The sequence below is a fragment of the Marinobacterium stanieri genome (genome assembly GCF_900155945.1).
GTDB classification, from domain to species: Bacteria; Pseudomonadota; Gammaproteobacteria; order Pseudomonadales; family Balneatricaceae; genus Marinobacterium; species Marinobacterium stanieri.
Genome location: NZ_FTMN01000002.1, coordinates 166,054 through 189,934, shown reverse-complemented (window position 1 = coordinate 189,934; position 23,881 = coordinate 166,054). Strand labels below are relative to the sequence as shown.

Genomic DNA, 23,881 nt, shown 5'->3' with positions numbered 1-23,881 from the left:
GTTTTGGGTGATACTGAGGAGTCGCTATGGCGGATTTGAGTACAGACCAGGTGCTGGCAGCACTGGAAGGCTTTGTAGATGCAGAGCTGGGTCAAGGCCTGGTCGAGGCCGGTTGCGTAGAGAACCTGCAGGTTGACGCAGGTCGTATTCAGCTGGAATGTGTATTGCCCTTTGCCTGCGGTAGCCGTCATGCAGCGCTGAAAGCGGAACTGGAAACGCTGCTGAAGCAGTCTTTTCCGTCTGTTAGCGTTGAGGTGCAGGTGTCCCAGCGCATTGATGCGCACCCCAGCGCCAAGAAACTGCCCGGTCTTGCTGGCGTGCGCAATATCATAGCGGTCGCCTCCGGCAAGGGCGGGGTAGGTAAATCGACTACCACCGTAAACCTGGCCCTGGCCTTGGCGGCTGAGGGTGCGCATGTGGGTATTCTTGATGCTGATATCTATGGCCCCAGCCAGGGCATGATGCTGGGTGTTGCGGAAGGTGAGCGACCAGAGACGGCGGAAGAAAAGTACTTCCGTCCTATTGAGCGTCACGGCATTCAATCCATGTCCATGAGCTATCTGGTGGATGAGAACACGCCTATGGTGTGGCGGGGGCCAATGGTGAGCGGTGCCATGCAGCAGCTGCTGAATCAGACGCTGTGGCAGGATCTGGATTACCTGTTGATCGACATGCCCCCGGGTACCGGTGATATTCAGCTGACTCTGGCGCAGCGGGTGCCGGTGACGGCGGCCATCATCGTCACAACGCCTCAGGATATTGCACTGCTGGATGCGAAAAAGGGCATTGAGATGTTCCGTAAGGTGGATATCCCTGTCCTTGGGGTGGTGGAGAACATGAGCGTGCATATCTGCTCCAATTGTGGCCATGAAGAGGCGCTGTTTGGAGCAGGTGGTGGTGAGCGCATTGCTGATGACTACGATACTGAGCTGCTGGGGCAGCTGCCGCTGGCGCTGGCGATTCGAGAACAGACGGATGCAGGCAAGCCGACGGTGATTGCAGAGCCGGACAGCAGCCACGCCCAGCGTTACCGCGAAGTGGCGCGCAAGGCCGGTGCGCTGTTGGCAAAAAAAGTTCAGTCAGCCGGGAACTCTATCCCCAATATTGCAGTCGAACTTGATTAGTACAGCGAGATGAAAATTTCCCGCCCCGGTGTCCGCACCGGGGCGGTTTTTTTTGTGCAAATCCGTTAGAATAGCCGGCTGCATTCACAATAGATCACATCAGGGTGACAGGAATTATGGGAATCAAGTCGGATAGCTGGATCCGTCGTATGGCGGATGAGCATGGCATGATCGAGCCGTTCGAATCGGGCCAGGTGCGTCGTGAAAATGATCAGCCGATCGTTTCCTATGGCACTTCCAGCTATGGCTATGACGTCCGCTGCGCTGACGAATTCAAGATTTTCACCAACATCAACTCCTCCATCGTTGACCCCAAGAGCTTCGATGAAGGCAGCTTTGTGGATGTGAAATCGGATGTCTGCATCATCCCGCCCAACTCGTTTGCTCTGGCGCGTACCGTAGAGTACTTCCGTATTCCGCGTGATGTACTGACCATCTGCCTTGGCAAAAGCACCTATGCGCGTTGCGGCATTATCGTTAATGTCACGCCGCTGGAACCTGAGTGGGAAGGGCATGTGACCCTGGAGTTCTCCAACACCACGCCGTTGCCGGCACGCATCTACGCCAATGAGGGTGTCGCCCAGATGCTGTTCCTCGGTGCCGATGAGGTGTGTGAAACCTCCTATCGGGATCGTAATGGCAAGTATCAGGGGCAAACCGGTGTGGTTGTTCCACGCACCTGAACATTTCACTTCACGTACGTCGGATTTTCATGATTTTCAAACCTGACCTAGAACAGATTAATGCCTTCTGGCAGCGTCTGGAGCAGACGCTCGATCAATTGCTGAAAAGTCAGCAAGGGGCGCAGTTCGACGCCGAAAACCTGCTGAACACTTACCGTGACAGCTTGATGAAGATCGATCGCAACCTGACCTTCCACTTCGAGCAAGAGCACGAGGAAGGCCCGGTCGAAATGATTTTCGGCTGTGATGGTTACCCGGAATCGATCCATTCTGTTCTCAGTCTGGTCGGAGCGGCACCTGAGCTGAGTGGTATCAGCGTACGCGCCTTCAACCACCGTCATGACCCGGTCCCGTCCTGCGTCAATATGGGCGATGAGTACTGCGACATCGAAGATTTCTGGTGTGCGGTCAAGGTCGTCAACGGCAAGATGCAGTTGACCATCTATTTGCAGGATGCGCCCAAGATTCTGGAAATGGATCCCCGCGTTGAAGCCGTGATGATTTTCATGGACGCGTTGATCGGCGAATATGAGCTGATGACCCGTATCTGGGCGCTGGACTGGTGCGATCTACCCAAGGATCCGGTTGATTTCGGCCTGATTCCGCTGAGTCAGTTGCGTTCGGCGTTTGACAAACTCAAAGATGACGTAAAACCTGTGGGTATTACGCTTCACTGATTATCTATTCGACTGCCCGAGGTATCGATGAGCCAGTTGCTTGCAGACCTGATGGATCGAGTGCGTCAGCGCTACGTGCGTGCCATGCAGGATAATGGTCAACATGAGCCTTACCTGACCGCTCACCGTGTCTGTCAGTCGATGCTGCAATTGTCGCCAGCAGAGCTGTCAGAGCTGGTGGCTGAAGATCCCAAGCTTCTCTCGGCGCGCGCCAGTGAGCTGGTGGAAGACCCTGCCGAGATTGAAAACCCCAGTGTCGGGGTGATTATCTGCAGTAATATTTGTGCTGCGGCCATTGAAGGCCTGCTGGCCGTTGCCGTCAATCGGGAATGGCTCGGTGTAGATGAAGAAGACCGTATTCTGGTAGATGCCTGGGAGCTGGATAATGTGCCCGAAGTGCGCAGTGTCGATTACAGTCAGGTGGATGGCCCGAATCTGGACAAGCCGGGCAACAGCCAGTTGAGCATCATGTTCAACGCGGCTGAAAGCGAATATCTCAAGCGTCTGGCTGAAGCGGCCCACGATGCTTATCAGTTGGCGTTGCAGGTATCGTCCGATTACGTCGTGTTCGCCCCTGAAGACCTGGCACCCTTGATTGCCGAAAACCCGCTCCTGCTGGGGCTGCGTGGTGATGGGCTGGTTGATGAAGAGCTGTTTGAAGGTGACCCGCCTGCCGGGCTGATCATCAGTGCGCATCTAACCGAAATGCTGTTGCAGCAGTTGCTGGAGCGGGCACAGGATGAAGGTGCACTGGCACTGGATAGCTCAGGTCAGGTGATTATTCCCGAGACGGAAGACGACAACCCCACACTGCATTAAGACAGTTGCCAGAACATTTCGAGTATAAAAAAGGGCTGATTAATCAGCCCTTTTTTGTGTCCGTTGTTTGTCATCCAGTCAGTTGGTTTTCAGCCACTCATCCAGAGCGTAGAGGTCATCCGGGCTCAGGGTGCCCAGCTGCAGTTTGAAACCGAACAGGGTGGATACGTGGTTGATACGCGCGGACGCATAGTCAAAACGTGCCTGGTACAGTGCCTGTTCGGCCTGCAACACATCGACCACGTTACGGGTACCAACATTGAAGCCTTCTTCAGTCGCACGCAGAGCGGTTTCCCGGGATTTGATGCTCTGAAGGCGTGCCTTCACGCTTTGCGCGCTGGTCTGCAGGTCGCGCAGCAGTGAGCGTGTGTTCTCAGTCACGGCGCGATACTGGTCTTCACGGTCGTAACGGGCTGCATTCAGGCCCTGCTCTGCCTGACGTACCTGAGAGCTGGTCGCGCCGCCGGAATAGATCGGCATGCTGAAGGTCAGGGCTACGGCACTGGCATCATCCCAATCCTGCTGCTGGAATTCGGACTCTGTGTAGCCATAACGGGCTTCAAACTGCAGCTTCGGGTGGTGTCCCGAGCTGGCAATCTTGGCATCACGACGGCTGATGTCGACGCCCAGTTCACTCAGTTTCAGTTCCAGGTTGCCATCACGTGCTTTTTCCAGCCAGGGTGCAGGCTCACGCGGTGTGATCGGTGTGATCGGATAATCTTCACGCAGAGGGTCCACGGCGGTGATAGTGTTGCCGGTCAAGCGCTCCAGTGCTTCATAGCTGTTGGCCAAGGCGCCTTCAGCATCAATGCGCAGGACGACGGCATTATCGAAGGACGCCTGAGCTTCCTGCACATCGGTGATGGCAATCAGGCCAACTTCGAACTGGGCATTCACCTGATCCAGGCGGCGCTGCAGGGCGCGTTCCTGGGCCTGTGCGGTATCCAGTGCGCTATTGGCATTGAGTACGCTCAGGTAGGCGTTCACCGTACGCAAAATGAGCTGCTGCTGAGCCAGGTCAAAGCTGAGCTGGGCCTGCTCGGTGACGATTTTACTGCGCTGATAACCCTGCCAGGCGGTGGTATCAAACACCGGTTGAACCAGAGATACCTGCCAGGCGCGGTCGCCGGCTTCCTGGTCAAGCAGGCCGCTGTCTGACTGGGTCAGGCTGCCGCCAGCATTTACCTGGGGCAACAAGGCGGCACGGCCCTGAGGCAGCGCTTCCTGACCCGCAAGGTAGGATGCTTCGGCAGATTTCAATTGCGGGTCATTTTCCAGGGCCTGTCGGTACAGGTCTGCCAGTGCAGCGGCCTGCGCCTGAGGCGCGGCCAGGGCGCCCGCAATCAGAACGGGTATAAGTTGTTTCTTGAGATTTTTCACGTTGCAATATTTCCCATTATCGATGTGCAGGGTCAGGCTCGACCTGAACAAAATTACGTTTACCGAAATAACTATAGACGGTTGGGATGACGAAAAGCGTCAGCAGGGTGCCGAACATCATGCCGCCTACGATAACCCAGCCGATCTGCTGGCGTGATTCGGCACCGGCTCCCAGTGCCATGGCCAGTGGCATTGCGCCCAGTACGGTCGCGCCAGTTGTCATCAGGATCGGGCGTAGTCGCAATGAAGCCGCTTCAACCACCGCTTCTTGCACAGCCATGCCGCGGTCCTGCAACTGGTTGGCAAACTCAATGATCAGAATGCCGTGTTTGGTAACCAGACCAATCAGCGTAATCAGGCCGATCTGGCTGTAAATGCTGAGTGAACCGCCGGAAAAATGCAGGGCAACCAGTGCGCCTGCCAGCGCGGGCGGAACAGCCAGCATGATGATGAGCGGGTTTTTGAAGCTCTCGAACTGAGCCGCAAGCACCAGGAAGATAAAGATCAGTGCCAGACCAAAGGTGACCTGCAGGGTGTTGCTGGACTCCTTGAACTCACGGGACTGGCCGGCGTAGTCGAACATGGCATCAGGGGCGATCTCCTTGAGGCTCTGTTCCATGAACGTCAGCGCTTCACCCAGGCTATAGCCGGGAGCCAGCATAGCCTGAATCTTCACCGCCTTGAGTTTGTCGAAGTGGTTCAATTCCTTGGCCGTGATGGTCTCGTCTACGGTCACCAGGTTGGCCAGCTGGATCATTTCGCCCTGATCACCGCGTACGTAGAGGTCGGTCAGATCGCCAGGGACGCGTCGATCACTGTCTTCTACCTGCAAAATGACGTCATACTGCTCGCCATCCTGCTTGTAGCGTGTCAGTTCTCGACCTGCCATGAAGGTTTCCAGCGCGCGGCCCATTTCGTTCACGTTGATGCCAACATCGGACACCTTGTCACGGTTCAGGTTAACGCTGAGCTCGGGCTTGTTCAGTTTCAAGTCCGTATCCGGCTGAGCCAGCCCGGGGTTTTCCGCCATTTTCGCCAGCATCTGGCCAGCGATGGCGTTCAGCTCTTCATAGTCACGGGTGGTCTTGATAATGAATTCAACCGGGCGTGAAATGATGCTCTGACCCAGAGAGGGCGGGTTCATGCCGAAGCTCATGTTACCGGTAACGCCACCGTACAGCTGGGGTGTCAGGCTTTCGGTGATCGCTTGCTGCTTGCGAGTGCGCTCATCCCAGTCCTGCAAGCGGATGAAGGTCAGCGAGTTGGTTTCGCTGGGGAAGCCGGTTACGCCGAAGTAATGGGTCGCTTCAGGTACCTGGCTGACAATTTCTTCCACCTGCTGTGCATAGCGGTCAACATAGTCAACGGAAGAGCCTTCCGGCGAGATGGAGAAGGTCATGATGGTGCCGCGGTCTTCTACCGGAGCCAGCTCCTGTGGCAGTTGCTGGTAGAAGTAGTAACCGGTGCCAGCGCTTGCTGCCAGCAGAATGATGGCAAGCAGGCGAGAGCGCAGTACCCGCTTCAGCAGGGCGTGGTAGGCATTGCTCAGCCCGTTCAGCCAACCTTCAATCAGATTGAACGCGGCGCTGTGGCGCGTTTCATGGCGCAGCAATCGCGAGCACAGCATGGGGGACAGCGACAGGGCGATAAACGTTGATACCACCACTGAACCCGCCAGCGTCAGTGAGAACTCGGTAAACAGCTTGCCGGTACGCCCGGTGCTGAAGGCAACAGGAACGAATACAGCCACCAGCGTTGCGGTCGTGGCAATAACGGCAAAGCCGATCTCCTTGGCGCCCTTGAACGCGGCCTGTATCGGGCTCAGGCCTTCTTCCACGTGGCGGTAGATGTTCTCCAGCATCACGATGGCATCATCCACCACCAGGCCGATGGCCAATACCAGTGCCAGCAGGGTGAGGGTGTTAATGGAGAAGCCCATCAGCGCCATCATGGCAAAGGCACCAATCAGTGAAAGCGGAATGGTAACCACCGGGATCAGTGTCGCCTTGAGGTTGCGCAGGAAGAAGAAAATAACCAGTACCACCAGTACCCCGGCCTGCCAGAGCGTGGTGAATACGGATTTGATTGACTCCTCGATAAACAGGGAAGAGTCATAGGCAACCTTCACGTGCATCCCTTCAGGCAGGCTTTGCTCAATTTCAACGAGCATTTCCCGTACTTCCGAGGAGACGTCCAGAGGGTTGGCGGTTGACTGCTTGATGACGCCCAGCGCAACGGCAGTATCGCCATTGAAGCGCGCGATATTGCGTTCGGATGCCGGGGCGATCTCCACGTTGGCAATATCACGTACACGCACCGGATAACCGTTGTCATTGCGGATGATGATGCGCTCGAACTCTTCAACCGTGTTCAAATCGGTTTGTGCCAGTACGGTAAATTCACGGTCGCGGCTTTCGATGCGGCCGGCCGGAATTTCCACGTTCTGTGAGCTGAGGGCTGATTCAATATCCTGGGGTACGATCTTGTAGGCCGCCATTTTCTGCGGGTCCAGCCAGATCCGCATGGCATAGCGGCGCTCGCCGGCCACCATGACGCTGGCGACACCGGGGACGGTTTGCAGTGGATCCTTGACGCGGTTTTCAGCGTACTCGGTGACGGCCATGGTGTCGTGAATCTCGGAAGACAGGGCCAGCCAGATAATTGGCTGGGCGTCGGCTTCCGATTTGGCGATGACCGGCTCGTTGATATCGTCGGGCAGGTCCCCGCGTGCACGGCCTACACGGTCGCGCACTTCACTGGCGGCGTCGTCCGGGTCACGCTCAAGGTCAAAGGTGACCGAGATCTGGCTGGATTCCGAGCGGCTGACCGAGGTGATGTAATCAATCCCTTCAATGCCGGACAGGGAGTCCTCGATGATCTTGGTGACCTGGCTTTCGATAATCGAAGCGCTGGCACCGGGATACACGGTTTCCACCGAGATGATGGGAACATCGATCTTGGGATACTCACGCACGGTGAGACGATCGTAGGCGATCAGGCCTAACAGCAATACCAGCATGCTCAGCACGGAGGCGAGCACGGGGCGTTTTATGCTGACGTCGGAGAGAATCATGCGTCCTTGCCTGTTTCAGACTGGGGGAAAATAGGGGTAATCGGCATACCGGGGTGCAACTTCTGGTGGCCGGCGGTGACCACGACAGCGCCCGGCTTGATACCGGTCAGGATCTGCACATCACCGTAACGGCGGGCACCGGTGGTGACCGGAACCAGCTGAACCTGCTGCTGTTCGTCCATCTGCATGACCAAGGTGGTGTCGCCATCCAGAATGAGTGCCTGTTCAGGCACCATCAGAGCCTGGTCATCACTGCCGGTGGGGATCACAATGCGCACAAACAGACCGGGCTTTAGTATGCCGCCAGTGTTGGGGACACGGGCGCGGAGACTGATATTGTGGCTGTCCGGGTTGGCTGATGGCGCGATAGCGTAGACTTCGCCTTCCAGTTGCTGGCCATCGAGCGCATCCACGCTCAGGTGGATGGTCTGCCCGGTGCGTAACATGCTCAGGTGGCGCTCGGGTACACTGAATTGCACCTTCAGGCTTTCAGTATCGGCCAGTTCAACCAGTGGCTGCCCCACGTTGACAAAGTCACCCGGGCTCACCTGTCGCAGGCCGATAGTACCGGAGAAGGGGGCTCGCACGGTCATTTTATCCAGGCGAGTCTGGGCCAGCGCCAATTCAGCCTGGTCGGCTTCCAGTTGTGCCAGTGTGGTGTCGCGTTGGGTTTGTGAGCCAACGCGTTTCTGCAGCAGGCTTTCAGCGCGCTCGTACTCGAGCTGGCTCAAACGAACGCGGGCTTTCACCTGTTGCAGAGTCGCCTGGTAAATAGCGCTATCGAGTTTGAAAAGCGGTGTGCCTGCGGCGACTTTCTCGCCTTCGTTAAACAGGATTTCACTGATACGGCCGCTTTGCTCAGGGCTGAGGGTGACTGCTTCATTAGCTTCGAGGACGCCAACAGCGCTGATGCTGCTCTCCAGGCGCTGTGCTTCAACACGCACGACCTCTGCCGGCAAGCCCGAGGGTTTGCCGGCATCTGCATCTTCTTCAGCCATCAGGGGGCTGCTGGCCAGTGCCAGACTTATCACAAGTGTTTGGGTTAATCGTTTCATGTGCTGCTCTTGGGGGCTGTTGTTATCTGTTGGGCTGGCGGCAGCAAGTGCTGCCACAGCATCTCAATGGCTTGGTACAAGGGAGTCAGGCTGTCTTCCGTGCGCATGCGCAGGAGAGCACCCTGCCAGTAATCCCATATCAGTGCGGCCAGCTGGCGGGGGGAGAGATCGGTTCTGACACTTCCTTCTGCCTGGCAGGTCACCATATCTTCTTCAATCAATATCAGTACGCGTTGAATGGCCTGGCGAATCGCTTTACGAAACGCCGGTGAAGCCAGACTCATTTCGCCGGACAGGTTGGCAAGCAGGCATCCAAGGCGTTCATGCTCCTGGTCGAAATCGTCCAGCAGGCGATGAAGCATGGTTTGGATCTTGCTGGCGTGGCTGCCTGTCAGTAGCTTGAACTCGGCGTCCCAGCGATCGATTTCCAGGGCCTGGTAGTGCTCAACGACTTCGATGGCGTAGGCTTCCTTGCCACCAAAATAGTTGTAAAAGGAGCCTCGAGAGACCTGGCAGGCCTCCAGAATCATGCTGAGGCTGGTGCCATGAAAGCCATATTGCTGGAACAGGGTGTGCCCATGCTCCAGCAGGGTTTCGCGGCTGTGGGATGGCGGGCGGCCTCGACTCATAATTAAACCGATCATTCCATAAAAAGCCTATTGTAGACTCTGGACTGGTCAGTTCAATATCTTATTGTTGATAATCAACAACACTCAGTTGCTTGATTTGGCTTTTCTGAGTTGGCTATCAGCCAGCAGTAATAGCTCATCACCGCTACCGCGGGCCTGGCTCAAGGCCGCGGTGCCATAGCTGGAGTGGAATGGCTGGCCAAGTGTTTTGCTCATGCGCGCATTAATTCGCTCCAGTCGCTCATGCAGAGGAGGTGATAGATCATCATGGTGGAACAAAATGACAAACTCATCACCGCCGAAGCGGAACAGTCGGTCGCTGGCGCGGCAGATATGTCGTAAATGGTCTGCGAACTGGTGTAACACATCATCACCAGCGCGCTGGCCCTTTGACTGGTTAACGGCAGACAGGCCATCTATATCGATCATGGCCAGCAGGAAATCCTGATTATGCTCACGGTACTGGTGTTCGCACTGTTGCAGCAGGCGGTCCAGTGCTTCCCGCGTTGCCAGGCCGGTAAGGGTGTCACCGGGCAGTGTTCGGGGTTGCTCGGCTGTTTCTGTACGGCTTAACCAGGCCGTGGACAGCAGGATGCAGTGCTGAACCAGTTGCAGGCTGTTGACCAGCGGTGACGAGCCTTCGTTGGGCTTGCCCAGCCAGAAGTGGCCGAGAGGGTTGCCTGCACTGCTGTCTACTCGCAGAGCGAACCAGCTGTCTTGATCAGTTTCATCTTCGTGAATCAGGCAGGTCTCGATATTCCCTGTATAGAGCCGTGCAGCCGGGTCGCTGTCGAGGCTTAGGGTCTTGGGCGCCTGGTATTCGCCTTCACGGTAGTCACCCACGCGCACCAGGGTGTTGTCGGTACTCAGTTTGACACCCTTTGCTTCGCTCCAGCCAAGGTGGCGGGACAGAATCTCAGGCAGCGCATAGAAAGGGTCACTGCCTTGCTTGAGTTTTTCCAGCAGTGTCTGAGTCAACTTACGTGTCAGCTCAAGATCAGCAGGCGGTGCAGCCGAGATCAGGCTATAGGCCTCAACCTGTACCCGTGTGAAAACACGCCCCTCGATCAGTGTGCAGCGTCCCTGTTCACTGCAGGCCCAGTGCGCAAGTGCACGCTTTTCCGGCTTGGTGAGATGATCAAAGGCTTCGTTGTTCCACTTGGCCGAGTCGCGTTTACACACCAGTGCGGGAACAGGGCTGTTGGCAAATAGCTGAGTGAGGAGGGCGTCTTTCATGGGCAACGTACCTGTTGCAGAAAAAAAGCGCCCCGATCAGTGTCGGGGCGCGGGTGGTATCAGCTCAGGGCAGCCTTAATACGCTCAATGGCGTTCTCCAGGACGGAGAGGCTGGTGGCAAAAGAGAGGCGCATGTTACCTGGAGCGCCAAAGGCTGAGCCCGGCACCAGTGCAACACCCGCTTCCTTCAGCAGGAATTCCGCCAGAGCGATGTCATCGTCAAACTCCGCACGGGATTCGATCACCTTATGGAAGCTCGGGAAGGCATAGAAAGTGCCGTCTGCACGAATACACTCAACACCGTCGATATCATTCATGGCATTGACCACGAAATCATGGCGATGCTTGAAGGCATCAACCATCAGGCCGACGCAATCCTGCGGGCCTTCCAGGGCAGCCTGGGCCGCTACCTGGGCGATGGAGTTCGGGTTGGATGTGCTCTGAGACTGGATCTTTTTCATCGCGCCGATCAGCTTGGCCGGACCTGCCGCGTAGCCGATACGCCAGCCGGTCATGGAATAGGCCTTGGAAACGCCGTTCAGTACGATGGTGCGGTCCTTGAGTTCCGGGCAGGCGTTGACGATGTTGCAGAACGGCTCTTCAGTGAAGAGGATGTGTTCGTACATGTCGTCAGTGGCAATCAGCACGTCCGGGTACTTGTTCAGTACTTCACCCAGTGCCTTCAGTTCCGCCATGGAGTAGGCGACACCAGAAGGGTTGGATGGGCTGTTCAGTACAACCAGACGAGTTTTCTCGTTGATCGCTTCATCCAGTTGCTCCGGAGTGATCTTGAAACGCTGCTCCTGAGTTGTAGTCAGGATGACAGGTTTGCCTTCGGCTACCAGCACCATATCCGGGTAGGAAACCCAGTAAGGCGCAGGAATGACGACTTCATCACCCGGGTTCAGCAGGGCCAGAGCAAGATTGAAAAAGCTCTGTTTGCCGCCGCTGGAGACCAGAATCTGGTTGGCTTCGTACTGGAAGCCGTTCTCGCGCTCGAATTTTTCAATAATCGCCTTTTTCAGCGCGGGAGTACCATCCACGGCGGTATATTTGGTGAAACCGTCCTGAATGGCCTTGGTGGCAGCTGCCTTGATGTGCTCTGGGGTGTCGAAATCCGGTTCCCCGGCGCCCAGGCCAATAATGTCATTACCCGCGGCACGCAGTTCGGCCGCACGGTTGGTCACCGCCAGGGTGGGGGAAGGTTTGATACTGTTAACGCGGTTGGAAAGTTGCACGTCCAAGCCTTGGTCCTCTCTAAATTCGGTGCAAGGTATCCTTCAATGCATAGCCAGATGAGCATACAGCATTAGTACGCATTGCTGAACGCCTGTATGTAAAAAACCCTTAACTCTAGGGGCTTCAGGCGAGTGTTTAACCCTTCGCGGGTTAGCGCGTATACTTGCCGGTTCGTTGTCGGAGGTTAGAGATGAAGCAAAGGTTCAGGGTTCAATCGGCATTCGAGCCGGCCGGTGATCAGCCGAAGGCAATTGAGGGGCTGGTGGACGGACTGGAGTCCGGTCTGGCGGCCCAGACGCTGTTGGGTGTAACCGGGTCGGGCAAGACGTTTACGGTGGCGAACGTGGTTGCTGCTGTCCAGCGTCCAACCATCATCATGGCCCACAACAAGACCCTGGCAGCCCAGTTGTACGGGGAGTTCAAGGAGTTTTTCCCCGATAATGCCGTCGAGTACTTTGTTTCCTACTACGACTACTATCAGCCGGAAGCCTATGTGCCAGCGTCTGATACCTTCATCGAAAAAGATGCGTCCATCAATGACCACATCGAGCAGATGCGGCTATCCGCCACCAAGGCACTGCTCGAGCGTGACGATGCCATTATCGTAGCTACGGTATCGGCCATCTACGGCCTGGGTGATCCCAAGTCCTATCTGTCGATGATGCTGCACCTGGATCGTGGAGATGTGATTGATCAACGTGATCTGCTGCGGCGCCTGGCGGAGCTTCAGTACACCCGTAATGATATCGAGTTTCACCGTGGTACCTATCGTGTACGTGGCGATGTGATCGATGTGTACCCGGCTGAATCCGACAAGGATGCGATTCGCATCGAGCTGTTTGGTGATGAGGTTGATCAGATTGCCTGGTTTGACCCGCTCACCGGCGAGGTGCTGCGTAAGGTGCCGCGGGCAACGATCTACCCGAAAACGCACTATGTCACGCCCCGTGAGACCCTGCTGGAAGCGACCGAACATATAAAGGTTGAACTGCAGGAGCGGCTTAAACAGCTGCGCGACAACAACAAGCTGGTTGAGGCACAGCGCCTTGAGCAGCGAACACTGTACGACATCGAAATGATTCTGGAGCTGGGGTATTGCTCCGGTATCGAGAACTACTCCCGCTACCTCTCAGGGCGCGATCCCGGCCAGGCTCCCCCCACACTGTTTGACTATCTTCCGGATAATGCCTTGCTGGTGATCGATGAATCTCACGTCACCGTGCCGCAAATTGGTGCCATGTACCGTGGTGACCGCTCACGCAAGGAAACGCTGGTTGAATATGGCTTCCGCCTGCCGTCCGCGTTGGATAACCGGCCGATGAAGTTTGAGGAGTGGGAACGTATCTCGCCGCAGATGATCTTTGTCTCGGCCACGCCAAGCAAGTATGAAGCCGCCAATGCTCAGCAAATTGTCGAACAGGTTGTGCGTCCAACCGGCCTTGTGGACCCGGTGGTGGAAATCCGACCCGCAAGTACTCAGGTGGACGATCTGCTAAGCGAGATCAACAAGGTGGTCGCTCGCAAGGAGCGTATTGTCGTTACCGTTCTGACCAAGCGTATGGCGGAAGATCTGACCGAGTACCTGGCCGAACACAATGTGCGTGTGCGATACCTGCATTCGGATATCGATACGGTTGAGCGTGTTGAGATTATCCGCGACCTGCGCATTGGTGAGTTTGATGTCCTGGTAGGGATTAACCTGCTGCGTGAAGGTATCGACATGCCTGAGGTGGCGCTGGTAGCCATTCTTGATGCGGATAAGGAAGGCTTCCTTCGCTCCGATACCTCCATGATTCAGACCATTGGACGTGCTGCGCGTAACGTGAATGGCCGCGCAATTCTGTATGCTGACCGGATTACGGGATCCATGCAGCGTGCCATGGATGAGACCGAACGGCGTCGTGAAAAACAGCTCGCCTTCAATAAGGAGCATGGCATTACACCCAAGGGTATTCGCAAATCGGTGGCGGATATCATGGAAGGGGCACAGCAGATTCCGGGCAAACGAGGCAAGGGCTCCGTGCGCAAGGCTGCTGAGGCTGAGGGTGAATACAATGTGGATGTGGCCAAACTGTCTCCGGCAGAACAGGCGAAAATGATGGTGCGCCTTGAGGACGAAATGTACGAGGCGGCCCGTAATCTGGAGTTTGAAAAAGCAGCGGCAATCAGGGATGAGCTTGAGCGCCTGAAGCACAGCGGATAAGGAGTCCGTATGTTGGACTGGGAAATACTGCAATGGATTGTCCTGATTGTGGCAGGCTATCTGGCAGGGGTGTTGAATTCGATTGCCGGTGGCGGCTCCTTCCTGACTTTTCCCGCACTGGTATGGGCCGGCGTGCCGCCCATCATGGCTAATGCTACCAGCGCGGTCGCGGTGTTGCCGGGCTATCTGGGTGGCGCTTTGGGCTTTCGACAGGAGCTGAGTCAGCTGACCCGGCGCCAACACCTGCAGATGTCTGTGGTAGGGCTGGTCGGCGGTCTCTTGGGCGGTGCGTTGTTGCTGGTTACACCGGCAGAGCTTTTCTCGCAGGTGGTGCCGGTATTACTGCTGCTGGCCACACTGATGTTCGCTTTCGGCCAGACTCTGCTGGCGCGGATTCGGCGCAGTAACCAACCGGTGGCTTTGCTGCCGGGTCTGTTTGTTGTGGCTGTGTACGGCGGCTACTTCAATGGCGGCCTGGGCATCATGTTGCTGGCCATGTTCGCCGCAGCCGGCATGACCAATATGCTTTTGATGAATGGACTCAAGAACTGGATATCCTTCATCATATCCCTGATCTCGGTTCTGGCCTTTGCAGTGGCCGGAAAAGTACTCTGGGCCGAAGCGCTGGTAATGATGTTGGCTGCTACACTGGGAGGATATCAGGGGGCGCATCTGTCCCGTATACTGCCAGCTGTGTGGGTCAAGCGTTTTGTGGTGCTGGTGGGTCTGGTAATGACGCTGGTGTTTTTGTTGCGCTCCTGAGTGAGCCTGATAAACACCTGGAGCGGCAGAAAAGGAAAATATGGACATGTCTCGACTGCTGTCTACAGTGTTTGCGTGCTTGCTGAGCCTTTCATCCGGAGGTCTGGCGTCAGCTGCCAGTCTTAATGATTACTGGCAGCACCCGGAGTTCTATCAAGCCAACCCGGAACAGTTGCTCTGGCTGGATCAACTATCCGCAGCCGTGCGGGCAAATCCGGTACCTGTCGAATACGAACAGTCGCGCCCCATCCGTATCGGCCTTGTATATCCCTCGCACCAGTCGTCCAGCTACTGGACCAATAATGAAAAAGCCTTTCGCAAGCGCCTGCAGCAGCTGGGTATGCGCTATGAGCTGAGGGCGAGGTACACCACCCCCAGTACAGAACTCGGTGAGCAGGTCGCTCAGATACATGAACTTCTGCAATGGCAGCCGGACTACCTGGTTTACACGCTCGACTCTGTCCGCCAGAAAATGATTATTGAGCGCATGATGCTGAACCAGAACACCAAACTGATTCTGCAGAATATCACCACGCCCTTGAAAGCCTGGGGCGACCAGCAACCCTTCTTCTATTCCGGTTTTGATCATGTTGAGGGCGCCAGAAGGCTGGCCGAGTATTTGTCCCAGCGTTTCCCGGAGCAGGCACGGTATGCGGTGCTGTTTCGCGGCAAGGGCATGATCAGCCAGATGCGTGGCACAGGCTTTATCCAGTCGGTATCGGACAGGCACGAGCTGGTCGCCAGTTATTACACAGACTCCAGTCGAGAAAGTGGCAAAAATGTGGCACAGCGTCTGCTGTCCGAGCACCCTGAGCTGGACTATATCTATGCCTGCTCCACGGATGTGGCATTGGGGACACTGGATGCGCTGGAGCTGGAGGGTCAATTGGGTGAAGTCGTGCTCAATGGCTGGGGTGGTGGTGCTGAAGAGTTGGAGCAGCTGCGCCAGCATAAGCTGCAGGTCGTATTAATGCGCATGAATGATGACAGCGCTATTGCCATGGCTGAAGCAATCAAGCGGGATCAGGCAGGGCAGCCGGTACCGCTGGTCTATTCCGGTAACTTTGTGGTGCTGGATGAGGAAACGGGTGAGCATAACATCCAGCGCTATGAGCGTCTGGCGCGCCGCGCCTCACAGGAGGCTGGCGACTGATGAGAAATCCGCGCTTTCGCACCCTCACGTTCACGCTGCTGTTGTTCCTGTCCTTTACGCTGCTTGCCATTTTTTCCGTTACCACCTTTATGCAGGCCAGTGAAATCATTGACCGCCAGTCGATAAGCTACGCGAACAGCCTGGCGCTGCGTTATGAGGAGCGATTGCAGGAGTATCTCAAGCGGGTGGAGGCGGAGGCGCATGCCATGAGTGCGGATGCATCCCAGGTCAGTGCGCTTTATCGAGGCGACCTGGAAGCCTTTCGCAGTCATCTGCGGCGTTGGGAAGAGGGCTACGAGCAAATTCATTACGACTTCTCGGTGATTTCATTTCCCGGTCAGGGGCGTTGCCAGCTGTCACGCAGCTATGTCCCTGAGCTGAGTGGCCTTGAGTGCGAGCACTTGATCGAAAAACATGAAGGTGCCAGCTACCAGGGCTGGATGGTCATGGCGGTGGATGGCGAAACCCTGGCGGTATATTCCATTCCCCTGGACCTGGCGACCAGTGGCAAGGTGGTAGGCCAGCTGTTGATGGGGGTGCGCCTGGCGGGAAATGCACATTTGTTGAACCAGATCATGTCGGCTGCCGACCCTTTGCATGCGCTGCAGCTTAACCTGAAAGAGCAGCGTCTGACACAGCTGGTGATGGATGATGAGGCTGGCCCCCGTGGCTTTGTCCAGGTGGAATCAAGGGGCATGACCACGCTGGGCCCTGACCTGTATCTGTCGTTGAGCATCAACGACAAGGGGCAAGCCGCCTTGCGTCAGGGTCTGGGGTATACACTGGTCTATGGTGTGGTGCTGGCGTTGCTGGTATCGCTGCTGGTGGCATTCTGGCTATCCAGTTCGGTAGATCGTCAGCTGCAACAGTTGATTGGCTTTACCCGATTGGCGAATCGCAGCCGTAATGCCAGCTGGAAAGAGATGCAGATACGCGAGTTCAACCAGATTGGCCGCGAGGTGGGAGAAATTGTACGCTGCCTCAAACTGCGAGAACACGAACTGGAAGAAGTAAATGCGGAGCTGTCTACCAGTATTACCGAGAAGCGTAGCATCCTTCAACACCTTATCCAGACGCAGGAAAATGAACGCAGGCGCCTGTCCAATGAGCTGCATGATGATATGGCCCAGATGCTGGTGGCCGTAAAGATGAATCTGCAGCTGCTGCGTGACGAAATGGGTGATTTCAAGGGCCAAAGCCAAAACCTCGATCAGGCGGTGCAGTTGGTTAACACCATCTATGACAACGTCTATCACCGTATCAGAACACTGAGGCCCTACGAGTTATCCGATTTTGGTCTTGGGGTCAGTTTAAGTGGCTTGCCGGCCATTCCCATACTCGAGCAGATGGACTACGCGGTGGAAATGGATATTCGCCAGGAACGGCAGTTATTGCCGGAAGTAACCTCGCACCTGTACCGCGTTGCTCAGGAAGCGCTTTCCAATGTCATCAAGCACGCCAAGGGCACCTACGTGTTGATTCGGCTTCGTGATGAAGCCGAAGGCTTGCGACTGGTGATTGCGGATGATGGCGTCGGGGCTAAAAACCTGGCGAGCCGCCCCGGGCAGGAGCAGGGCGGCTTTGGTCTGCTGGCAATACGCGAGCGAGCGGAATACCTGGGGGCCGAGCTGACGCTCAAGCTGGATGGCGGTGTCAGAGTTGAACTGTTTATCCCGGCGCAATATGCCTATGCCAGTGCTGGTGATGAGCCGGAGCAGATCTGCTCTGCCTAGTGTGTATGTCATTTCTACGTAGTACTACTTAGCTTTCTGCGGTTGCTACGTATGGGTCTGCGTAGTAAATGCACAGATGTGCGCAGTTTCACGAATGTTTTTATCCGTTCTTCATGTCGATACTGTCCAGTGCCGGTAACACGCCTCGCGCGCCGGCCGACAAACAACAGAGGATCGATAAAAACAATGTTCAAACTTACCTTTGCAAAGAAAGTGATGGCGGCTGCCGCTTGCGCGGCTGTGCTGATCAGCCCCGCTCAGGCTGCCGAAAAAGTCTACAAACTCAAGCTGGCTGAAACCTGGCCCACCAACTTTGGTGTGTTCAGTGAACCTGCTCGCCGTATGGCTGACCTGGCCAACAAGATGTCTAACGGACGTCTGGAGATTCGTATCGACACCGCCAACAAGCACAAGTCTGCGTTTGGTGTGTTTGACATGGTGCGCGCCGGTCAGTACGACATGGGTCACTCTGCGTCCTACTACTGGAAGGGCAAGGTACCGAACACTCTGTACTTCACCACCATGCCGTTCGGCATGACAGCGACTGAACAGTATGGCTGGTTCTACTATGGCGGCGGCATGGAGCTCATGCAGAAGGTCTATGAGCCGTTCAACCTGATGTCTTTCCCGGGTGGTAACACCGGCGTCCAGATGGGCGGCTGGTTCCAGAAAGAGATCAACTCCATGGAAGACCTTCAGGGTCTGAAGATGCGTATCCCGGGCTTTGCCGGCGAGATCCTGGCAAAAGTGGGCGCCAACCCGACCAACATCCCGCCTGGTGAGCTGTACACCTCCCTGGAGCGTCGCACCATCGATGCACTGGAATGGGTAGGCCCGTCCATGGATCTGCGCATGGGCTTCCACAAAATTGCACCTTACTACTACACCGGTTGGCATGAGCCGGGTACCGAGCTGCAGTTCCTGGTCAACAAGCGCACTTTCGAAAAGCTGCCGTCTGACCTGCAGGAAATCCTGACCACTGCCATGCGTGTTGCCGCTTACGACATGACCATCCAGTCACACCATGAATCCGGTGAGAACTGGGCGACCATGAAGGCCGAGTTCCCGAACGTGGAAGTGAAGTCTTTCCCGGATGAGGTTATCACTGCGCTGCGCAAGGCTAACGATGAACTGCTGGCCGAGCACGCTGCCAACGACGAACTGGCGAAAGAGATCCTGGAATCTCAGGATGCCTACATGGGTACTGTCCGTCAGTGGACCGACATTGCTGACCGCGCTTACCTGAACAGCTTCGAGTAATCGATGTGGCGGGGCTGGCGCCTGTCAGCCCCTCTTTCTGCCGGCTTGCGCTGCCAAGCGACACCGGGTCCGCAATTGCGAGGACGATACATGTTTCTGTTACGCCTTGAGCAGACCATCAACGCCTTTTCCGACTGGCTGGGCAAGATCTCGGCTGTCCTGTTCGTGTTGATGTTGTTCAACGTTTTCTACGACGTCATTACACGCTATTTGTTTAACAATGTTTCCATCGGCATGCAGGAGCTTGAGTGGCACCTGTTTGCTGCCATGTTCATGCTGGGTGTGCCCTTTACGCTGCGCGCGGGCGGGCATGTACGCGTGGACCTGATTTACGAAGGTCTGAGCCTGAAGAAAAAGGCCTGGATCGACCTCTTTGGCACACTGACCCTGCTGTTTCCGTTCTGCATTCTGGTTGCATGGTATGGCGTCGACTTCGCACGTGAATCCTTTGAGCTGGGTGAAGGCTCGGGCGACCCGGGTGGCCTGCCGTATCGGTGGGTAATCAAGGCGGTCATTCCGTTTGCGTTCTTCTGTACGTTTATCAGTGGTGTGGGCCTGTTGCTGCGCTCCATCAATACCCTGAATGGCCATCACAAGAGTGATGACTACATTCCGACGCAGCACTGATCAGGGGTGATTCGATGATTGGTATTACAATGTTCTTTGTCGCCCTGGTGATGCTGTTGATCGGCTTCCCGGTGGCGTTCATTTTTGGTGGCGTGGCGCTCTGGTTTGGTGTCTACGCCGAAGGTCCGGACATGTTCGCGTTCATGCCGTTCCGTATCCAGAGTATCATGGAAAACACGGTACTGATGGCGGTGCCGCTGTTTGTCTTCATGGGTATTGTGCTGCAGAAGACGCGTCTGGCGGAGCAGCTGCTGGAGTCCATGGGTAAGCTTTTTGGTGGTGTGCGTGGCGGTCTGGCTATCTCCACCGTGCTGGTAGGTGCGCTGCTGGCGGCCTCAACAGGTGTGGTGGGTGCATCCGTGGTGGCCATGGGCCTGATCTCGCTGCCGGTAATGCTCAAGTATAATTACGACAAGAAGCTGGCCTGCGGCACTATCTGTGCGTCCGGTACCCTGGGTCAGATCATTCCACCGTCCATCATTCTGATCATTCTGGGTGATGTCATGGGGATTCCGGTAGGTGACCTGTTCCAGGCGGCTATTGGTCCGGGCCTGATCCTGATTGGTGCCTATGTCGCCTATATTCTGGTGTACACCTACCTGAAACCTGAAGCTGCGCCTGCGCTGCCGATGGATCCGAATGACGGTACCCGTAACCAGCAGATCTTCAAGGCCCTGAAAGCCATCATCCCGCCGCTGGCACTGATCCTGGTCGTGCTGGGCTCCATCTTTGCGGGTATTGCGACACCGACCGAGTCGTCTGCGCTGGGTGGTGTGGGTGCGCTGCTGCTGGCGCTGATTTATGGCCAGTTCAGCTGGAAGATGGTGTTCAGTGCGGCATCCGAGACCGTTAAGGTTACTGCAATGGTCTTCGCGATTCTGCTGGGTGCAACCGCATTCTCCATGGCCTTCAGCTATACGGGCGGTGAAGAAATTGTGGAGCACTATCTGTCGAATCTGCCGGGTGGCGCCATGGGCTTCCTGCTGCTGTCCATGCTGGCAATCCTGATTCTTGGTTTCTTCATCGACTTTGTGGAAATCAGCTTCATTATCGTGCCGATCCTGCTGCCTGCCGCAGAGATCCTGGGGATTGCGCCGGTCTGGTTTGCCATCCTGATTGCGATGAACCTGCAGACCAGCTTCCTGACGCCGCCGTTCGGTTTCAGTCTGTTCTATCTGAAAGGGGTGGCGCCGCCGCAAGTGCGGACGCTGGATATTTACAAGGGTGTGGTGCCCTTCATTATCATGCAGGTGGCGATTGTCGTTTCCATCCTCCTGTTCCCCGAATTCTACGGTCTGGTATAGACTGTCTGACAACAGGCCCCGCTTAGCGGGGCTTGTTCGTATCTGTTGCTGCCATCACGTGAGTCTGCAATGCCGCTCAAGGTCAAAATACTACTGTTGTCGCTGATACCCATGCTGCTGGTTACCTCAACGGTGGCCTGGATTGGCATGAGTCAGGCACGGCAGTTATCCGAAGATGAAATCCAGCTGTTTGAAGAAAATCTGTTGGCGTCGAAAAAGCGCGAGCTGAAAAACTATGTCAGCCTGGCGATGACCTCAATTGCGCACATCGTCGAGAATGCAGAGCCGGATGACCTGGAGGCCAAGCGCGAAGTCAAACGTATCCTGACGGATATGACCTTTGGTCAGGAGCAGGACGGCTATTACTTTGTCTATACAATGGATGGTACCAATCTGGTGCATCCAACCTTGCCTCATCTGATTGGACGGAATCTCTATGACCTCCAGGATGCACGTGGCGATTACCTCATCCGCAATCTGCTGGCCCGAGCAGAGCAGGGTGGCGGCTTTCACAGTTACTTGTGGCAGAAGCCTTCGAAGCAGGACTATGAAGAAAAGCTGAGCTATGCAGTCAAGCTGGAGAGATGGAACTGGATGCTCGGTACTGGCCTGTACCTGGATGACATTACCCGAGATGTCGCCAAGATTCGCGAGCAGGTGAATCGCAACATTCGCAACACCTTCTTTACGGTCGTGGTGATTATGCTGGTGGCAGTGCTGCTGGTAGTGCTCTTGGGTGTCGCCATCAATCTGCATGAAAACCGGCTGGCAGATAGCCGTCTGCGCCTGCTGGCGCACCGGTCAATCCTGGCCAATGTGGCTGACCGCCGGCGCTTCTCCCGCGAGCTTCACGATGGCATCAACCAGCTGATGGTTTCGGTGCTGTACCGTATCGAGCTGGCGCAGAGAAAGCTTCGTAACAAGGATGATAGTGGCCTTGAAGACCTGGAACAGGGCTATGGTGTGCTCAATGAAGCGATTCAGGAAGTGCGCCGTATTTCCCATGACCTGCGGCCAACGCTGCTGGATGATCTGGGGCTGAAAGCGGCTTTGGATGGCTTGTTGCAGCGCTTTACCGAGCGCACCGGGATTCGCCTCAAGGTTGATATGCGCTTGCCGGATGCGCCCTTGCCTGAAGATGTGGAAATTACCCTCTACCGTCTGGTGCAGGAAGGGCTGACCAACGTTGAGAAGCATGCCGATGCCAGCTGGCTTAATTTGGGGTTGTGGCGTCAGGGCGGTGCGGTTTGGTTACGTTTGCAGGATAATGGGCGTGGTTTCGATACCGATGTGCTCGAGCGTTTTGAGGGTATTGGCCTGCGTAACATGCGAGAGCGCGTGGAGCTGCTGGGCGGAGAATTCAAACTGCTGTCAAAGCCGGGCCAGGGTGCCATACTGCTGGTGGGTTTGACGTTGCAACAAGGACACAGAGATTCATGACCACATTGATTCGCGTATTGCTGGTAGATGATCATCCGCTGGTAATCGATGGTATTCAGGCACGCCTTGAAGATGAGGGTGGAATCGAAGTCGTCGGGCGAGCCAGTAACGGCCAGGAGGCGGTTGATGTTGCTCAACAGCTCCAGCCTGATGTGATTTTGATGGATATTTCCATGCCGGTTATGAATGGGCTCGAAGCCACGCGGGTGTTGCAGGAAAAAATGCCGGAAACACGCGTTCTGATCCTGAGCATGCATGATAATCGCGAGTATATGGTGCAGCTGATTCAGTCGGGCGCCAAAGGCTATATCCTCAAGGATGTGTCGGCAGCCGAGATGGTCAGTGCGGTTGAGACCGTCTACCGTGGTGGCACCTATTTCAGCTCAAGTGCGTCCCAGACACTGTTCAGTCAGTTTGATCAGGCACCCAAAAGCAACTCGCCAGCAGCCTCTGCTCTGACTCGGCGCGAGTCGATGGTGTTAAAGCTGTTGGCGGAGGGGCGTAACAACAAGGAAATTGCCAAGGTATTGGGGATTTCGGTAAGAACTGTTGAAACGCACCGGCAAAACATCAAATCCAAGCTGGATATACATACCGCGGCAGGGCTGACGCGGTATGCGATCGAGCACGACCTGGTTCAGTTGTCCTGAGCGCCCATGACGGCCGGCAACAGGTCGTAACGCCTGGCGGCTGCGTTTAGTCGCCCATCATTTTTTACCTGACGAACAAATTCATTGATGCGTGCCAGCCATGCAGGTTGCTCTTGTGCGATAGCATAGGCGTACTTGAAGGGGCGGTCAGTGCTGTCTGCTGTCGGTGAGATAACGCGGGCCCAGTCATAAAAGCGCAGAACCTTGCGCGAGTATGGGTAGTCAGTCAAAAACAGGTCGGCCTGGCCTGACATAACGGTCTGTTCGCGCTCACGCGGGTTACGTACGACCAGCATGTCGGTTTCGGGCAGGTTGTGTTGCTTGAATCCCTGCATATAGGTGCCTTCCTGCACGCTCACAATAACGCCGGGCTGGTTGATGTCCTGCCATTCACTGATGGCGGCGTGCGTCCGGGTGGTGACGGCATAGATCTGGCTGGCAAGGTAGGGCTCGCTGTAATCGATATGCTGTTTGCGCTGGTCGGTGATGGCAACGCCGAACATGGCCAGGTCGCAACGATCATCCTTAAGGTCCTGGATAAAGCGGCCAAAGTGAGTTTCGACAAAAGTCAGGGAGACGTCGAGGTCGCTGGCAAAGGCATGGGCCAGATCGATATCAATACCTTCAAGTTCACCGGTTTTGGGATGGCGGGCACTGATGGAAAAATATTCCGGCCATATGCAGACACGCAGTTCCCCTGTAGTCTTGATCCGTTCAAGGCGGTCATTATTGAGATCCTGTGCGGCAAGGGTGCCGGCAGCGCAGGTTAGAGTGGCCAGAGCAAAGAATGAGCGAAGGCGATAGAAAGGATTCACGCGACCTCCCGGTTCAACT

General features: G+C 55.9%; 20 protein-coding genes. 13 read left to right on the top strand and 7 right to left on the bottom strand.

What is annotated here, in order from left to right:
* The first annotated feature begins 26 nt into the window (after positions 1 to 26).
* The 4 genes from apbC to BW956_RS05690 all read left to right on the top strand — a co-directional run bounded on the left by apbC (position 27) and on the right by BW956_RS05690 (position 3,303).
* Positions 27 to 1,124, top strand: coding sequence for an iron-sulfur cluster carrier protein ApbC (gene apbC, locus BW956_RS05705; protein ID WP_076461539.1), 1,098 nt, complete (start codon positions 27 to 29; stop codon positions 1,122 to 1,124).
* Between the two features lie 116 nt (positions 1,125 to 1,240).
* Entirely contained in the window at positions 1,241 to 1,807 is a 567-nt protein-coding gene (dcd, locus tag BW956_RS05700; protein ID WP_010325409.1) for a dCTP deaminase, read from the top strand.
* A 29-nt stretch (positions 1,808 to 1,836) separates the two neighbouring features.
* Positions 1,837 to 2,484, top strand: coding sequence for a hypothetical protein (locus tag BW956_RS05695; RefSeq protein ID WP_010325410.1), 648 nt, complete (start codon positions 1,837 to 1,839; stop codon positions 2,482 to 2,484).
* Between the two features lie 27 nt (positions 2,485 to 2,511).
* Positions 2,512 to 3,303, top strand: coding sequence for a hypothetical protein (locus tag BW956_RS05690; RefSeq protein ID WP_010325411.1), 792 nt, complete (start codon positions 2,512 to 2,514; stop codon positions 3,301 to 3,303).
* A gap of 78 nt (positions 3,304 to 3,381) precedes the next feature.
* On the opposite strand, the gene BW956_RS05685 is transcribed toward BW956_RS05690, so the two are convergent.
* The 6 genes from BW956_RS05685 to BW956_RS05660 all read right to left on the bottom strand — a co-directional run bounded on the left by BW956_RS05685 (position 3,382) and on the right by BW956_RS05660 (position 11,920).
* Positions 3,382 to 4,683: a TolC family outer membrane protein gene (locus BW956_RS05685; protein WP_076461537.1), complete on the bottom strand. Its 1,302-nt coding sequence runs from the start codon at positions 4,681 to 4,683 to the stop codon at positions 3,382 to 3,384.
* 16 nt (positions 4,684 to 4,699) lie between these two features.
* A complete protein-coding gene (locus tag BW956_RS05680; protein WP_076461535.1) occupies positions 4,700 to 7,756 on the bottom strand; it encodes an efflux RND transporter permease subunit in 3,057 nt (1,018 codons plus the stop codon).
* On the bottom strand, positions 7,753 to 8,811 hold the full coding sequence (locus BW956_RS05675) for an efflux RND transporter periplasmic adaptor subunit (protein ID WP_076461532.1): 1,059 nt from the start codon (positions 8,809 to 8,811) through the stop codon (positions 7,753 to 7,755). Before BW956_RS05675 ends, BW956_RS05680 begins: the two co-directional genes overlap by 4 nt.
* Entirely contained in the window at positions 8,808 to 9,440 is a 633-nt protein-coding gene (locus BW956_RS05670) for a TetR/AcrR family transcriptional regulator (RefSeq protein ID WP_010325415.1), read from the bottom strand. The genes BW956_RS05675 and BW956_RS05670 overlap by 4 nt, the downstream gene beginning before the upstream one ends.
* A gap of 84 nt (positions 9,441 to 9,524) precedes the next feature.
* Positions 9,525 to 10,676 carry a GGDEF domain-containing protein gene (locus tag BW956_RS05665; protein ID WP_076461530.1) on the bottom strand — a complete coding sequence of 384 codons (1,152 nt, stop codon included), beginning with the start codon at positions 10,674 to 10,676 and terminating at the stop codon, positions 9,525 to 9,527.
* Positions 10,677 to 10,735: 59 nt separating this feature from the next.
* Complete coding sequence (locus BW956_RS05660) at positions 10,736 to 11,920, bottom strand: pyridoxal phosphate-dependent aminotransferase (RefSeq protein WP_076461528.1); 1,185 nt, start codon at positions 11,918 to 11,920, stop codon at positions 10,736 to 10,738.
* 185 nt (positions 11,921 to 12,105) lie between these two features.
* Between BW956_RS05660 and uvrB the strand changes: the two genes are divergently transcribed.
* The 9 genes from uvrB (at position 12,106) to BW956_RS05615 (ending at position 23,047) form a co-directional block, all read left to right on the top strand.
* A complete protein-coding gene (gene uvrB, locus BW956_RS05655) occupies positions 12,106 to 14,118 on the top strand; it encodes an excinuclease ABC subunit UvrB (RefSeq protein WP_010325418.1) in 2,013 nt (670 codons plus the stop codon).
* A 9-nt stretch (positions 14,119 to 14,127) separates the two neighbouring features.
* Positions 14,128 to 14,880, top strand: a complete 753-nt coding sequence (locus BW956_RS05650; protein ID WP_076461526.1) for a sulfite exporter TauE/SafE family protein — start codon at positions 14,128 to 14,130, stop codon at positions 14,878 to 14,880.
* 46 nt (positions 14,881 to 14,926) lie between these two features.
* On the top strand, positions 14,927 to 16,033 hold the full coding sequence (locus BW956_RS05645) for a substrate-binding domain-containing protein (protein ID WP_076461524.1): 1,107 nt from the start codon (positions 14,927 to 14,929) through the stop codon (positions 16,031 to 16,033).
* The gene (locus BW956_RS05640; RefSeq protein ID WP_076461522.1) at positions 16,033 to 17,766 is read left to right on the top strand and encodes a sensor histidine kinase; all 1,734 of its coding nucleotides are present in this window, start codon (positions 16,033 to 16,035) and stop codon (positions 17,764 to 17,766) included. The genes BW956_RS05645 and BW956_RS05640 overlap by 1 nt, the downstream gene beginning before the upstream one ends.
* A gap of 186 nt (positions 17,767 to 17,952) precedes the next feature.
* Positions 17,953 to 19,026, top strand: a complete 1,074-nt coding sequence (locus BW956_RS05635; protein WP_076461520.1) for a TRAP transporter substrate-binding protein — start codon at positions 17,953 to 17,955, stop codon at positions 19,024 to 19,026.
* 90 nt (positions 19,027 to 19,116) lie between these two features.
* Positions 19,117 to 19,653, top strand: a complete 537-nt coding sequence (locus tag BW956_RS05630) for a TRAP transporter small permease subunit (RefSeq protein WP_010325423.1) — start codon at positions 19,117 to 19,119, stop codon at positions 19,651 to 19,653.
* Positions 19,654 to 19,667: 14 nt separating this feature from the next.
* Complete coding sequence (locus tag BW956_RS05625; protein ID WP_076461518.1) at positions 19,668 to 20,957, top strand: TRAP transporter large permease; 1,290 nt, start codon at positions 19,668 to 19,670, stop codon at positions 20,955 to 20,957.
* 69 nt (positions 20,958 to 21,026) lie between these two features.
* On the top strand, positions 21,027 to 22,397 hold the full coding sequence (locus BW956_RS05620) for a cache domain-containing protein (protein ID WP_010325425.1): 1,371 nt from the start codon (positions 21,027 to 21,029) through the stop codon (positions 22,395 to 22,397).
* Positions 22,394 to 23,047, top strand: a complete 654-nt coding sequence (locus BW956_RS05615) for a response regulator transcription factor (RefSeq protein ID WP_076461516.1) — start codon at positions 22,394 to 22,396, stop codon at positions 23,045 to 23,047. The genes BW956_RS05620 and BW956_RS05615 overlap by 4 nt, the downstream gene beginning before the upstream one ends.
* On the opposite strand, the gene BW956_RS05610 is transcribed toward BW956_RS05615, so the two are convergent.
* Positions 23,035 to 23,862 carry an ABC transporter substrate-binding protein gene (locus tag BW956_RS05610; protein ID WP_076461514.1) on the bottom strand — a complete coding sequence of 276 codons (828 nt, stop codon included), beginning with the start codon at positions 23,860 to 23,862 and terminating at the stop codon, positions 23,035 to 23,037. The genes BW956_RS05615 and BW956_RS05610 overlap by 13 nt on opposite strands.
* Between the last annotated feature and the right edge of the window lie 19 nt (positions 23,863 to 23,881).